Source organism: Bradyrhizobium sp. 159, from assembly GCF_023073795.1.
GTDB lineage: Bacteria > Pseudomonadota > Alphaproteobacteria > Rhizobiales > Xanthobacteraceae > Bradyrhizobium.
On sequence record NZ_JADPKE010000042.1, the window covers coordinates 28,882 to 42,714 of the forward strand.

The following is a 13,833-nucleotide window of genomic DNA, read 5'->3' on the forward strand; positions in this document are numbered from 1 at the left end:
TTCCATGAGCACGCTCCAATCCACCCTCAACGCCGCAGCCGCCCTCCCCGCCCCGGCTGCGCCCGCCACCCCGGCGGTTTCCGCAAGAACATGGATCGCGGTGATCGGCGCGACGCTGGGCGCCTTCATGGCGGTGCTGAACATCCAGATCGTCAACGCTTCGTTGGCCGATATCCAGGGTGCGATCGGCGCCGGCATCGACGACGGCGGCTGGATCTCGACCTCCTATCTGATCGCCGAGATCGTGGTGATCCCGCTCTCGGGTTGGCTCGCGCAGGTGTTCTCGATCCGCATCTATCTGCTCACCAACGCGATCCTGTTCCTGGCTCTGTCGGCGGCCTGCGCGCTGGCGCAGGATCTGTCGCAGATGATCGTCCTGCGCGCGGTGCAAGGCTTCACCGGCGGCGTGCTGATTCCGATGGCCTTCACGCTGATCATCACGCTATTGCCGCGCGGAAAACAGCCCGTGGGCCTTGCGCTGTTCGCGCTCTCGGCGACGTTCGCACCCGCGATCGGCCCGACCATCGGCGGCTACCTCACCGAGAATTTCGGCTGGCAGTACATCTTCTATGTCAACCTCGTGCCGGGCACGATCATGGTCGGCATGCTCTGGTACGCGCTCGACGCAACGCCCATGAAGCTGTCGCTGTTGCGGGAAGGCGATTGGGCCGGCATCATCACCATGGCGATCGGGCTGTCCGCGCTGCAGACCGTGCTGGAGGAAGGCAACAAGGACGACTGGTTCGGCTCGCCGTTCATCGTGAAACTGTCGTTAATCGCTGGCGTTGCGCTCACCGCCTTCCTCGTCATCGAGCTCACAGTGAAGAAGCCGCTCTTGAACCTGCGCCTGCTGGTGCGGCGCAATTTCGGCTTCGGCATGCTCGCGAACTTCCTGCTTGGTATCGCACTCTACGGCTCGGTGTTCATCCTGCCGCAATATCTGGCTCGCATCCAAGGTTACAATGCCGAGCAGATCGGTTTCGTGCTGGCCTGGACCGGGTTGCCGCAGCTCGTTCTGATCCCGCTCGTCCCTCGCCTGATGCAGAGGTTCGACGCACGGCTGGTGATCGGCGTCGGTTTCGTATTGTTCGCGGCCTCCAACTTCATGAACATCACCATGACCAGTAACTATGCCGCCGATCAGTTGTTCTGGCCCAACGTCGTCCGTGCGATTGGCCAGGCGCTGGTGATGGCGCCGCTGTCCGCGGTGGCAACATCAGGCATCGAGCCGGAAAACGCGGGCTCGGCGTCAGGCCTGTTCAACATGATGCGCAATCTCGGCGGCGCCGTCGGCATCGCGCTGCTCCAGACCGTGCTGACCAAGCGCGAGCAGTATCACTCCAACGTGCTGATGCAGTCGGTCTCGGTGTTCGAGCAGGCGACGCGCACGCGGCTGGAGCAGCTCACCCAGTATTTCATCAATCATGGCATCCTCGACCATGCGGATGCGTCGCATCGTGCCTATGTCGCGATCGGCCGTATCGTGCAGAAGCAGGCCTATATCCTCGCCTTCAGCGACACCTTCTATCTGCTTGGCGCGGCGCTGATCGTGGCCCTGGTCGCAGCCCTCTTCCTGAAGAAGCCCGGCCAGACTTCCGCCGGCGGAGCCCACTGACCTCAATCCAAGCAAGGAGAACGCCCATGAAGCCCCGCATGAACTACTACCAGGCCGCGCCCGACACGATCAAAGCACTGATGGCGCTGGAGACGCAGATCCAGTCGACAGGCCTGGAGAAATCACTGATCGAGCTCGTCAAGATCCGGGCCTCGCAGATCAACGGCTGCGCCTATTGCATCAACATGCATACCGAGGACGCGCGCAAGCGCGGCGAGACCGAGCAGCGCATCTATCTGCTCGACGCCTGGCGCGAATCTCCGCTCTATTCCGACCGTGAGCGCGCCGCGCTGGCCTGGACCGAAGCAGTGACCTTGATCTCGCAGACGCACGCGCCGGACGACGTCTACGAGCAGGTCCGCGCACAGTTCTCGGAGGAGGAAACGGTCAATCTGACCATGCTGATCGCGACCATCAACGCCTGGAACAGGATCGCGATCTCGTTCCGCGCGGTTCACCCGGTGAAGGTCAAGGCGTCGGTGGGGTGAGGAGTGGCGTCATGGACGCAACGTCGTCTCCAGCCGCTCAACTGTCATGCCCCGGCGTGACCGCAGCATCCAGTACGGCGCGGCCAATCGATTGAAGCACGACCGCCTCGGAGTATTGGATCGCCCGGTCAAGCCGGGCGATGACAGCAATGGGTGTGGCTTAAACCGCCGTCGCCTTGGCGAACTCCACGTAGATCTCACGCAGCCGCGTTGCCAACGGGCCGGGCTTGCCGTCGCCGATCTTTTTCCCATCGATCGCCACCACCGGCTGCACGAACAGTGAGGCCGACGTCGCAAAAGCCTCCTTTGCGGCCAGCGCCTCGGCCACCGTGAAAGAACGCTCCTCGACGCGGAGCTGGCGCTCTTCGGCGAGCGCCACCACGGCCTTGCGGGTGCAGCCCGGCAGGATCGCATTGGAGTTCTTGCGGGTCACGATGACGTCGTCCTGCGTCAGGATGAATGCCGAGGACGAGCCGCCTTCGGTGATATAGCCGTCTTCCAGCATCCAGGCTTCGCCGGCGCCGGCTTCGGCCGCGGCCTGCTTCGCCAGCACCTGCGCCAGCAGCGCCACGCTCTTGATATCGCGCCGTTCCCACCGGATGTCGGGCACGGTGATCACGCTGATGCCGGCCTTCGCCGACGCGGCGTTGATGATATCCTTCTCCGAGGTGAACATCACCAGGCTCGACTTGACGTCACCCTTGGGAAACGCGAAGTCGCGGCCCTTGTCGGCACCGCGCGTGACCTGGAGATAGACGAGGCCGTTCTCGAGCTTGTTGCGCGCGATCAGTTCCTTCTGGAACTCGGTGATGCGCTCGAGCGTCTCCGGTAGCTTCAGCTTGATCTCGCCGACCGAACGCTCCAGCCGCGCCAGATGCGAGGCATTGTCGACCAGCTTGCCATCGAGAACGGCCGAGACCTCGTAGATGCCGTCGGCGAACAGAAAGCCGCGGTCGAGGATCGAGATCTTCGCGTCCGAGAGCGGGATGAATGAGCCGTTGACGTAGGCAATCGAGTCCAAGGCAGGTCTCCTGGCGGAAAGGGGATTTGCCCACCGGTATAGGAGATTTGGCGCCGACGATAAACCCTCGATGCGTCATTCCGGGGTGTTCGCAAAGCGAATGAGCCCGGAATCCATCTCACCTCGCGTACTGCCGCACAATGGATTCCGAGCCCGCGAAGTCGCGCCGCGGAATGACGGCGGTGATTAATGCGACAGGATCTTCGACAGAAATTTCTGTGCGCGGTCGCTGCGGGGCTTGCCGAAGAAATCGTCCTTCGCTGCGTCCTCGACGATCTCGCCGCGGTCCATGAAGATGACGCGGTTGGCGACCTTGCGGGCAAAACCCATCTCGTGGGTGACGACCATCATGGTCATGCCTTCGCGGGCGAGATCGACCATGACGTCGAGCACCTCGCTGACCATTTCGGGGTCCAGCGCCGAGGTCGGCTCGTCGAACAGCATGACGATCGGATCCATCGCCAGCGCGCGAGCGATGGCGACACGCTGCTGCTGCCCCCCGGAGAGCTGCGCCGGGAATTTCTGCGCCTGCTCTATCAGCCCGACGCGCTCCAGAAGCTGCATGCCTTTGGTCTGCGCCTTGTCACGCGGCCGCCCCAGCACCTTCTCCTGCGCGAGGCAGAGATTGTCGATGATCTTGAGATGCGGAAACAGCTCGAAGTGCTGGAAAACCATGCCGACGCGCGAACGCAGCTTCGGCAGATTGGTCTTGGGATCGTTGACCTTGGTGCCGTCGACCAAGATGTCGCCGCTCTGGAACGGCTCCAGCGCATTGACGCATTTGATCAGCGTGGACTTGCCCGAGCCCGAGGGACCGCAGACCACGACGACCTCGCCCTTGGTGACGCTGGTGGTGCAATCCGTCAGCACCTGGAAACTCGGCGTGTACCATTTGTTGACGTGGCTGATTTCGATCATGTGTTTCTCAAGCGGTTCGGCAATCTCGGTTCACCTCTCCCAAGGAGAGAGGTCGGCGCAAAGCGCCGGGTGAGGCGGTACAGGTCCATCGTTGGAGCGAAACCCCTCACCCGGATCGCTAGCGCGATCCGAGCTCTCCCTGTGGGAGAGGTGAAGGGGCATCGCATTCGAAATCTCGAACTCACGTTCCACCTAGCGAATGATGGCGATGCGCGCCTGGAGCCGGCGGACGCCGAAGGAGGCGATACAGGAAATGGTGAAATAGACGACGGCTGCGAACAGATACATTTCGACCAGGCGCCCGTCCCGCTGCGCCACCTTGCTGGCGGCACCGAGGAAGTCGGTGATGGACAGCACGTAGACCAGCGAGGTGTCCTGGAACAGCACGATGGTCTGCGTGATCAGGACCGGCAGCATGTTGCGGAAGGCCTGCGGCAGCACGACATAGCGCATGGTCTGGGCGTAAGTCAGCCCCAGCGCGCTGGCCGCAGCCGGCTGCCCGCGCGAGATCGACTGGATGCCGGCGCGCATGATTTCGGAGAAGTACGCCGCCTCGAACATGATGAAGGTGATGAGCGACGATGCGAATGCGCCGACGCTGATGGGGCGCGAGGCGCCGGTCAGCCACTGCCCGATATAGGGCACCAGGAAATAGAACCAGAAGATGACCAGCACCAGCGGCAGCGAGCGCATGAAGTCGACATAGACGCCGGCGATCCGGCCAAGGATCTTGAAGCCGGAGAGCCGCATCAGCGCGAGTGCCGTGCCGAAGACCAACCCGCCGAGTGCCGCGAGCCCCGTTAGCGTCAGCGTGAACGTCATGCCCTCATAGAACAAATAGGGCAGCGCGCGGCGGATGACGTCGAAATCGAGATTGCCGAACATCGCTATTTCCCCGTGATGTAGCCGGGGATCGCAACCCAGCGCTCAAGGAAGCGCATCGCGGTCACGACGACGGCGTTGACAAGGAGATAGAGGATCGTCGCAGCGGTGAAGGCCTCGAACACCTGGAACGAGAACTCCTGCATGGAGCGCGCCTGTCCGGTCAGCTCGAGCAGGCCGATGGTGATCGCAACCGCCGTGTTCTTGATGGTGTTGAGGAACTCAGAGGTCAAGGGCGGCAGGATGATGCGGAACGCCATCGGCAGCAGCACGTAGCGATAGCCCTGCACCGTGGTCAGACCCAGCGCGGTTGCGGCCATCTTCTGCCCGCGCGGCAGCGAACCGATGCCGGCCTGCAATTGCACGGCGACGCGGGCCGACATGAAGAAGCCGACACCGATCGCGGCCGTCCAGAACGGCGCGTTCGGCAGCTGCTTCAGCCAAGTGCCGGCGCCTCTTGGCAGCAGTTCCGGCAGCACGAAGAACCACAGGAAGAGCTGCACGAGCAGCGGCATGTTACGGAAGAATTCGACATAGGCAAAGCCGAACCAATTCGCTCCCCTCGACGGCAGCGTGCGCATCACGCCGACGATGGAGCCGGTGATCAGCGCGATGACCCAGGCCAGCGCCGCAGTCTTGAGGGTCAGCACCAGTCCCGACAGCAGCATGTCGAGATAGGTGCCGGTCCCCATCGGGTTCGGCTGGAAAAAGATTCCCCAGTTCCAGTTGTAGTTCACGTGTCCCCCGCGCGAACGCGCCAATCATGGATGTCCCGGCACCTATGCAAATGTCCGGCCATTCTCCCTCCAGAATGTCCGAAATGTACCGCCTCTCCCCGCAAGCGGGGAGAGGCGAACAGCTCCATCTTACTTGTAATCGTCCGGATTCGGCGAGTCCGTCGGCTTGGCGAACTCGTTCTTCAGCTCTGGCGAAATCGGCGTGTTGAGGTTCAGTCCCTTCGGCGGGATCTTCTGGGTGAACCACTTATCGTAGATCTTCTGGGCTTCGCCGGACGTATAGAGCGCCGCCGTTGCCGCATCGACCACCTTCTTGAAGGCGGGGTCATCCTTGCGCAGCATGATGCCATAGGGCTCGGGCTTGGAGAACGCGTCCTTGGAGATGGCATAGTCGTCCGGGTTCTTCGACCCGGCCACGAGGCTCGCCAGCAGGATGTCGTCCATCACGAAGGCGACCGCGCGGTCGGTCTCGACCATCAGGAAGGCCTCGGCGTGGTCCTTGGCGGGAATGATGTTGGCGCCGAGGCCCTTGGCAACGTTGGCTTCGGTGAGCTGCTTGATGTTGGTGGTGCCGGCGGTCGAGACCACGGTCTTGCCCTTGAGATCGTCGATCGACTTCAGGCCGCTCGACTTCTTGAACACGTAGCGGCTGGCCGTCAGATAGTGGGTGTTGGTAAAAGCGACCTGCTTCTGGCGCTCGGCATTGTTGGTGGTCGAGCCGCATTCGAGGTCGATGGTGCCGTTCGCCATCAGCGGGATGCGGGTCGCCGAGGTCACCGGATTGAGCTTGACCTCGAGCTTGTCCAGCTTGAGCTCCTTCTTCACGGCATCGACGATCTTGTAGCAGATGTCCATCGCGAACCCGATGGGCTTCTGGTTGTCGTCGAGATAGGAGAACGGGATCGAGGAGTCGCGGAAGCCCAGCGTGATCGCGCCGGTGTCCTTGATGTTCTTCAGCGTGCCGGTCAGCTCCTGGGCCCCGGCCTGGCTGACGGCGAAGGTCGCGGCAAGCGCGAGCCCGATGTAACGGAAATGTTTCACTTTTCTTCCCCTTTCGGATGATGCGGCCCGGATGCAAGCACAAATCGAGCCGGATTAGAATGTAACTTTCGGCTGGATCAAAGGCTCAGGTTAACGGCGCCGGCAACTCGCCGAGATCCCAGAACAGCCCGGCCATCACCGTCAAGGCCTCTTCGGTCAATGGCAGCAGGATGTGCTCATTGGGCGCATGTTGGGAGCAACCGGGGTAGGAGTGCGGCACCCAGATCGTCGGCAGGCCCAGGATTTCGGAGAACACGTCGTTGGGCAGCGAGCCGCCGAAATTCGGCAGCACGGCCGGCGCCTTGCCGGTCGTCTCCTGCACTGAATTGGCCGCCCATTTGATCCAGGGGCTGTCGAAATCGGTCCGCGATGCGGCAAAACTCTGGGCCGCCCGCACCTCGACCATAGGAAAACCCTTTGCGACCAGATGCGCGCGGATGGCCTCGATCAGACCCTCGATCTTCGTCCCGACCACGAAACGCAGTTGCAGCACGGCATTGGCATGGCCGGGAATGGCGTTCGCCGGCTTCTCGATATTGCCCGAGGCCATCGCCAGCACTTCCAGCGTGTTCCAGGCGTAGAGCCGTTCGGCCGCCGACAGGCCCTCCTCGCCCCAATTCTCCGCCAGCGCCGGCTCGTCCGCGGTCGGCACCACCTGCACGTCGGCGAGATAGCTGCGGATCTGGTTGGTGAGCCGCGGCGGCTTCAGCGCGTCGAGCTGGAGACGGCCGTGGCCATCAACCAGCGTGGAGATCGCGTTGACCAGGATGGTCGCGGGGTTGGCGAGCACGCCGCCCCAATTGCCCGAATGGTGACCGCCGTCGCGCAAGTTCACATCGAGATGGATGCGGATGCCGCCGCGGCAGCCCAGAAACAGCGTCGGACGGTCGGCGGACAGACGCGGCCCGTCCGAGGCCATGAACAGATCGCCCTTGAGCGCATCGCGATTGAGGTCGCAGACCTTGCCGAGATCGGGCGAGCCGATCTCCTCGCCCATCTCGACAATGAATTTGGCGTTGAAGCCGAGCTTGCCGCCTCTCGCCTCGCGCACGGCGCGCAGCGCCGCCATATTGATGCTGTGCTGGCCCTTGTTGTCGGCAGTGCCGCGGCCATAGAGGCGCGTGCCCGCAACCGTCGTGCGCCAGGGATCGCGGCCGTCGCGCCACTCGCCCTCCATGCCGTCGACGACATCGCCATGGCCGTAGATCAGCACGGTCGGCACTGAGTCACTCTCGTGGTGCTCGGCAAACAGGAACGGCGCCTTGCCGCTCGGGGATTCGACGATGCGGCTGGTGAAATCAAGCGCGGCAAAGGCCGGTTGCATTTCCTGTTCCAGATAGGCGCGCAGCTCAGTGCCGCGCGAGGGATTCTGGCTCTCGGTCCGATAAGCGATCCGGCGGTCGAGCTCGGTGAGGAACGCACCGGATTTGAAATCCTCGCGGGCGCGGGCGATAGCGTCGGCTCTGGTCATGACTTGCTTTTCGAGATTTTGAGACGAAGGACATTACCCGAGACGGGCGGGTCTTCGAAAGTGGCGGGACTTCGATAGTTCTTGGGGTTCTCTTGGAATTTGGTTCTTGCTCTCGTGAGATTGGCTTGCCAAGTGCGGCAGCACTGCGGATTTTGGCCTTGCCAAGGCCGAGACATCCAAGTCTAGGATATGCAAGAACTTCGCCAAGTTCGGGCGCACGTCTACCATTCGAAGAGCGCTCAGTACAGAGTGCCGAGGGACCGTCATGGCCAAAGAGATCAGGCTCAACGCTTTTGCGATGAATTGCGTCGCACACCAGTCACCGGGCCTGTGGACCCATCCGCGTGATCGCACCGCCAACTATAACCGCCTGCCCTATTGGATTGATCTCGCCAAGACGTTGGAGCGCGGCCGCTTCGACGGGCTGTTCCTCGCCGACGTGCTCGGCGTTTATGACGTCTACGGCAATAGCCCTGACGCAGCCTTGCGCAACGCAGCACAGACGCCGTCGAACGAGCCGCTGCTGCTGCTCTCGGCGATGGCGGCAGTAACGCAAAATCTCGGGTTCGGCGTCACCAGCAATCTGTCCTTCGAGCCGCCCTACCCGTTCGCGCGGCGGATGTCGACGCTCGATCACCTCACCGAGGGACGGATCGGATGGAACGTCGTCACTGGCTATCTCGACAGCGCCGCGCGCGGCGCCGGCAAGGACAAGCAGACCGGGCACGACGACCGCTACGACATCGCCGACGAATATATGGAGGTCGTCTACAAGCTCTGGGAAGGAAGCTGGAAGGACGATGCCGTGCTGCGAGACCGGACGCGCGGCATCTTCACCGATCCCGCGAAAGTTCATCGCGTCAACCATGAGGGCGCGAACTACCGCATCAACAACACCATTCATCTCAGCGAGCCGTCGCCGCAGCGCACGCCCGTGCTGTACCAGGCCGGCACCTCGCCGCGCGGCCGGCAATTCGCGGCGAAGCATGCCGAATGCGTGTTCATGTCGGGACCGTCGGCCAAGGTGATCGCGCCGCGCGTGGCAGCAATCCGGCAAGAGGCCGCCGCGCTCGGCCGTAACCCGGCCGAAATCCTGATGTTCTCGATGATGACGATCATCCTCGGACGGACGGAAGCCGAGGCGAAAGAGAAATACGCCGACTATCGCCGCCATATCAGCCCCGAAGGCGCGCTGGCGCTGATGTCGGGCTGGACCGGCGTCGACTTCTCCGGTTACGACCTCGACCAGCAGGTCCGGCACGTCCAGAACGACGCTGGCCGCAGCGCCATGGACAACGTCACCCGGGCCGATCCGGACCGGGTCTGGACTGTGCGCGACGTCATCGAGCATGTCGGCATCGGCGGCGCCGGCCCCGTCGTGATCGGCACGCCGGAGATGGTTGCCGACAAGATCGAGCAATGGTTCGAGGCGACCGATGTCGACGGCCTCAACGTCGCCTTTGCGATCTCGCCCGGCGATTTCGAGGATATCGCCGACATGCTGGTGCCGGAGCTGACGCGGCGCGGACGGTACAAGCCGGGCTATGCCAAGGGCACGCTGCGGGAGAAGCTGTTCGGCGAGGGCCGGGCAAGGCTCGATGCGCCGCACCCGGCGGCGGGGTATCGGGTGGGGAAGACGGGGTAGGAGCCACACTCTCACTGTCATGCCCCGGCTTGCCATCTTCGCTGAAGCTTCGCCGGCCGAGTGAGCTTGCAAGCCCCGCATAGCCTAGCGCAGCCGGGACCGGGGCATCCAGTACGCCGCGGCCTATCGAGGAATCACAGCCGTCTCTGGAATACTGGATCGCCCGCCTTCGCGCGCGATGACAGCTGAGAACTTGGAGGCAGCGCTACTTACACCCTCCCGTCCACCAGCACCTCGATCAGCTTCGTCCCCGGCCGGCCAAGCGCCGACGACAGGGTCGTCTTCAGCTCACGCGGATCGCTGACCTTGATCGCCTCGCAGCCAAGCGCTTTCGCGACGCCCGCAAAATCCACCGGCGGATCGACGAAATCCATGCCGACGTAATTGTCGTCACCGTGGAATGCGAGCAGGCGCTGCTTGATGATGCGGTAGCCGCCATTGTTGGCGATGACGACGTTGAGCGGCAGCTTGTGATGCGCCGCCGTCCACAGCGCCTGGATCGAATACATCGCGCTGCCGTCGCCGGAGAAACAGACGACGGGGCGATCCGGATTGGCGATGCTGACGCCGACCGAGGCAGGCAGGCCCCAGCCGATGCCGCCGGAGGCGAGGCCGTGATAGCCGTAGCGTTCGCGATGCGGACGCAGGTTGGTGATCTGGCGGCTGGAGGTGAGCCCTTCGTCCACGAGAATGGCATGTTCGGGCATGGCCTCGACCATTTGCAACACCAGAAAGTCCGGGTCGATCGGCGTGCGGCCCGCGCTCCTGTTGATCTGCTCGATCAGCGCGGCGCGGCGCGCAGTCCAATTCTTCGGCACGAGCTCGGCGAGGTGCTGCTTGGCGCGGCTCGCGAGTGTTGCGCCGCCCATCTCTTTCAGCACCGGGATCAGCGCGCGCAGCGTTTCCTTCAAATCCGCCTTCAGCGCGATCTCGGCGCCGTAATTCTTGGCGATCTCCCAATCGACGAGACCGATCTGCACGATGCCGAGACCATCCGGCAGCGCATCGACTTCGCTATGGACCGACATCCGCAGCGGATCACCGCCAAGCGCAATCAGGAGATCGTAGGGCGCGAGCGTATCGCGCGCCGCTTTCTGAACCCGCGCCAGCGTGCCGACGAAGCTCGGGCTCTCCGAGAGGAAGTGCGCACCGTAAGCTGTCGAGGATTGAAACGCGGCGGCGCCGAGCAACTCCGCCAATTCAGCCGCCTCCTTCAGCGCGTCACTCTTGACCACTTCGTCCATGGTGACGATCACAGGACGCTCGGCTTTCAGCAGCCGCGCAGCAAAGGCCCTGAGCGCACCATCTGATGGTCTGGTACGCGCGTCGATGCGGGTGGAGCGGCCGAGATCGATGCCCGCCTCGCTATTGAGGATGTCGCCAGGCAGCGAGATGAACACGGGGCCGGTTGGCGGCGTGGTCGCGACCTTTGCCGCGCGGCGCACGATGCGCGGCAGGTCCTCGAGCCGCGTCACCTCGACCGCCCATTTCACCAGCGGCTCGGCCATGCGCACCAAGGGACCGTACAGCACCGGCTCCATCAGGCCGTGGCCCTGCTCCTGCTGGCCGGCGGTGAGGATCATCGGCGTGCCCGTGAACTTGGCGTTGTAGAGCGAGCCCATCGCGTTGCCGAGGCCGGGCGCGACATGGACGTTGCAAGCGACAAGCTTTCCGGAGGCGCGGCTGTAACCGTCGGCGATCGCGACCACCAGGCTCTCTTGCATCGCCATCACATAGGTGAGATCAGGGTGATCCTTCAGCGCATGCATGATCGGCAACTCGGTGGTGCCGGGATTGCCGAACAGATGGGTGATGCCTTCGTCCTTGAGCAGCGCGAGAAAGGCCGAGCGGCCGGTGATCTTGTTCTTCATGTTTCCTCCAGGAGCGGACGTTGCCGCAAGGATGGGCGTATGATGGCCGAAGTCGGAGGAAGCGTGCAAGGAAACGCGGTCATGGCTGCGTTGCGTGAGCGCCTCTCCGTGTCCCGGACGTGGCGCAAACGTGTAACGTTGCGACGCAGAGCCGGGACACAGAACTCGCACGGCGGAGGCTGGTACCATGGCCCCGGCTCAGGAGCGCACCGCCGAAGGGGCGCAGCGCTGCGTCCGGGGCACGAGAGCTGTGCGCGGTGCGCTACATCTCCTCCCGCCCCAATTCGAACGGATCCTCGCCCCTCACCCGTTTCTTCCTTTTCGAGCGCTGCCAGACCACGCCAGGAAAGCCCTTCAGCGGCACCAGCGGCTCGCCGGCATAGGCCCATTCCTGCAGCTCTTCGATGGCGATGTGATAGAGCGGCTGGCGGCCGGTGCGCTCGTTGAACAGCGCGCGGGGGATATTGACCATGTGCGGCCCGCGCGGGCGCTCATAAGCGATCGGCGTGCCGCAATGCGAGCAGAAGCTGCGGGTGGTCTTCGTGGCCTTGTCTTCGTAACGCGTGAGCGCAGTCTTGCCAGCGGTGATGCGAAAGCGCTTCTTCCAGCTCCCGACATAGGTCGCGTAGGCCGCGCCATGGGCGCGGCGGCTGGCGGCGGAATGATCATGCCAGGCCCAGCGCGCAGGCACGTCGATCTCGAAGCTGACCTTGCCGCAGAGACATTGCCCGGTGGCAATTCCTGCGGCGGCGGCGGCTTTGGCCATGGGGATTCTCTCCGTCGTCATTGCGAGGACGAGAATACACGATTGTCATTCCGGGGCGCGACGAAGTCGCGAGCCCGAATCCATCGGGCGGCACGCCAGGATGCGACATGGATTCCCGGCTCGAGGCGTTGCGTCGCCCCGGAATGACGGAAACAGTTCAGGCCGGCGTCAGTTCGTCATACGCCGGATAATCCGTGTACCCCTTCTCCTCCCCACCGTAGAACGTCGCACGATTGTACGGCGTGATCGGGAAGCCGTGCCGAAGACGCCGCGGCAGGTCGGGGTTGGAGATGAAGATGCGACCGAAGGCGATGATGTCGGCATATCCGTCGGCGATCGCGGCATTCGCGCTCTCGCCGGTGAAGCCGCCGGCGGTCATCAGCACGCCGCTGTAGAGCGGGCGGAACAGCACCATCGCGGAGGGCACGTTCTCCCAATGCACGTCGGCGCGGCCGGCGCCGCTGGAACGCGGCTCGATGAAGTGCAAATAGGCAAGACCGAGCTTGTCGAGCGCCCTCACGACATGGCTATAGAGCGGCATCGGATCGGGCTCGCCGGAATCATTGGCGATGCCGTGAGGCGACAGCCGGACGGCGACGCGGTTCGCTCCCCAGACGTCGATCGCGGCCTGCGTCACTTCGAACAGCAGCCGCGCGCGGTTCTCGATCGATCCGCCATACTGATCAGTGCGCTGGTTGCTGCGCGATTGCAGGAACTGCTCGAGCAGATACCCGTTGGCGCCGTGGATCTCGACGCCGTCGAAGCCGGCGGCGAGCGCATTCTTGGCACCCTGCCGGAATGCCTCGACGATGCCCTTGACCTCTTCGGTCTCCAGCGCGCGCGGCGTCTCGTAGTCCGAAATCTTGCCGTCGGCGGTCATCGCCTTCATGCCTTCGGCCTTGATCGGGATCGCCGAGGCCGACACCGGCAGCGCGCCACCGTGGAAGGAGGAATGCGAGACGCGGCCGACATGCCAAAGCTGGAGGAAGATGATGCCGCCTTTGGCGTGCACGGCATCGACCACCTTGCGCCAGCCAGCGACTTGCGCCTCCGAATAGATGCCCGGCGTCGCCGGATTGCCGCGGCCGTGCGAGAGCACAGGGGAGGCTTCCGCGATGATCAAGCCGCCCGGCGTCGCGCGCTGGCCGTAATATTCGGCGTTGAGCGGCCACGGCGCGAAAGTTTCGCGCTCCGCCCGCATGCGCGTTAGCGGCGCCATCGCGACGCGATGCGCGAGCCTGTACGGACCGACCTGCAACGGTCGAAACAACGCCTCGAACTTCATGCTGGCCTCAAATGCTTCGGAAGGATGACGATCATATAGCGGGGCGGCTACCGGAAAGGTGCCGCCCCACGAAGGCAATATTCCTCCTTGCGA

General features: G+C 63.6%; 12 protein-coding genes. 3 read left to right on the top strand and 9 right to left on the bottom strand.

The genetic code is table 11. The features are described from left to right. The first annotated feature begins 4 nt into the window (after nt 1-4). Together IVA96_RS10690 and IVA96_RS10695 are read left to right on the top strand one after the other, a co-directional pair. Entirely contained in the window at nt 5-1,615 is a 1,611-nt protein-coding gene (locus IVA96_RS10690) for an MDR family MFS transporter (RefSeq protein WP_247277650.1), read from the top strand. Between the two features lie 26 nt (nt 1,616-1,641). After that, complete coding sequence (locus IVA96_RS10695) at nt 1,642-2,103, top strand: carboxymuconolactone decarboxylase family protein (RefSeq protein WP_247277651.1); 462 nt, start codon at nt 1,642-1,644, stop codon at nt 2,101-2,103. A 160-nt stretch (nt 2,104-2,263) separates the two neighbouring features. Here the strand turns inward: IVA96_RS10695 and IVA96_RS10700 are convergent, their stop codons facing one another. From IVA96_RS10700 to IVA96_RS10725, 6 genes are all read right to left on the bottom strand, one after another. Next, a complete protein-coding gene (locus IVA96_RS10700) occupies nt 2,264-3,124 on the bottom strand; it encodes a D-amino-acid transaminase (protein WP_247417094.1) in 861 nt (286 codons plus the stop codon). 186 nt (nt 3,125-3,310) lie between these two features. Next, nucleotides 3,311-4,042 (bottom strand): amino acid ABC transporter ATP-binding protein, encoded by a 732-nt coding sequence (locus IVA96_RS10705; RefSeq protein ID WP_247277653.1) that lies wholly within the window; start codon nt 4,040-4,042, stop codon nt 3,311-3,313. Nucleotides 4,043-4,234: 192 nt separating this feature from the next. Further along, nucleotides 4,235-4,927: an ABC transporter permease subunit gene (locus IVA96_RS10710; RefSeq protein ID WP_028140044.1), complete on the bottom strand. Its 693-nt coding sequence runs from the start codon at nt 4,925-4,927 to the stop codon at nt 4,235-4,237. Nucleotides 4,928-4,929: 2 nt separating this feature from the next. Continuing rightward, on the bottom strand, nt 4,930-5,661 hold the full coding sequence (locus tag IVA96_RS10715) for an amino acid ABC transporter permease (RefSeq protein WP_247277760.1): 732 nt from the start codon (nt 5,659-5,661) through the stop codon (nt 4,930-4,932). A gap of 129 nt (nt 5,662-5,790) precedes the next feature. Continuing rightward, nucleotides 5,791-6,702: an amino acid ABC transporter substrate-binding protein gene (locus IVA96_RS10720; RefSeq protein WP_247277654.1), complete on the bottom strand. Its 912-nt coding sequence runs from the start codon at nt 6,700-6,702 to the stop codon at nt 5,791-5,793. An 85-nt stretch (nt 6,703-6,787) separates the two neighbouring features. Then, nucleotides 6,788-8,173: a M20 family metallopeptidase gene (locus IVA96_RS10725; protein ID WP_247277655.1), complete on the bottom strand. Its 1,386-nt coding sequence runs from the start codon at nt 8,171-8,173 to the stop codon at nt 6,788-6,790. Nucleotides 8,174-8,438: 265 nt separating this feature from the next. On the opposite strand from IVA96_RS10725, the gene IVA96_RS10730 reads away from it, so the two are divergent. Further along, the gene (locus tag IVA96_RS10730) at nt 8,439-9,818 is read left to right on the top strand and encodes an LLM class flavin-dependent oxidoreductase (protein ID WP_247277656.1); all 1,380 of its coding nucleotides are present in this window, start codon (nt 8,439-8,441) and stop codon (nt 9,816-9,818) included. Nucleotides 9,819-10,027: 209 nt separating this feature from the next. Here the strand turns inward: IVA96_RS10730 and IVA96_RS10735 are convergent, their stop codons facing one another. The 3 genes from IVA96_RS10735 to IVA96_RS10745 form a co-directional block, all read right to left on the bottom strand. Then, entirely contained in the window at nt 10,028-11,689 is a 1,662-nt protein-coding gene (locus IVA96_RS10735) for a thiamine pyrophosphate-binding protein (protein ID WP_247417097.1), read from the bottom strand. A 262-nt stretch (nt 11,690-11,951) separates the two neighbouring features. Beyond that, nucleotides 11,952-12,455 (bottom strand): GFA family protein, encoded by a 504-nt coding sequence (locus IVA96_RS10740; protein WP_247277658.1) that lies wholly within the window; start codon nt 12,453-12,455, stop codon nt 11,952-11,954. Between the two features lie 157 nt (nt 12,456-12,612). Next, nucleotides 12,613-13,740: an alkene reductase gene (locus IVA96_RS10745; RefSeq protein WP_247277659.1), complete on the bottom strand. Its 1,128-nt coding sequence runs from the start codon at nt 13,738-13,740 to the stop codon at nt 12,613-12,615. Nucleotides 13,741-13,833 lie beyond the last annotated feature (93 nt).

Coding starts and splice junctions, on each gene's coding strand:
- IVA96_RS10690 (WP_247277650.1), top strand. CDS start 5: ATGAGCACGCTCCAATCCACCCTCAACGCCGCAGCCGCCCTCCCCGCC.
- IVA96_RS10695 (WP_247277651.1), top strand. CDS start 1,642: ATGAAGCCCCGCATGAACTACTACCAGGCCGCGCCCGACACGATCAAA.
- IVA96_RS10705 (WP_247277653.1), bottom strand. CDS start 4,042: ATGATCGAAATCAGCCACGTCAACAAATGGTACACGCCGAGTTTCCAG.
- IVA96_RS10710 (WP_028140044.1), bottom strand. CDS start 4,927: ATGTTCGGCAATCTCGATTTCGACGTCATCCGCCGCGCGCTGCCCTAT.
- IVA96_RS10725 (WP_247277655.1), bottom strand. CDS start 8,173: ATGACCAGAGCCGACGCTATCGCCCGCGCCCGCGAGGATTTCAAATCC.
- IVA96_RS10730 (WP_247277656.1), top strand. CDS start 8,439: ATGGCCAAAGAGATCAGGCTCAACGCTTTTGCGATGAATTGCGTCGCA.
- IVA96_RS10735 (WP_247417097.1), bottom strand. CDS start 11,689: ATGAAGAACAAGATCACCGGCCGCTCGGCCTTTCTCGCGCTGCTCAAG.
- IVA96_RS10740 (WP_247277658.1), bottom strand. CDS start 12,455: ATGGCCAAAGCCGCCGCCGCCGCAGGAATTGCCACCGGGCAATGTCTC.
- IVA96_RS10745 (WP_247277659.1), bottom strand. CDS start 13,740: ATGAAGTTCGAGGCGTTGTTTCGACCGTTGCAGGTCGGTCCGTACAGG.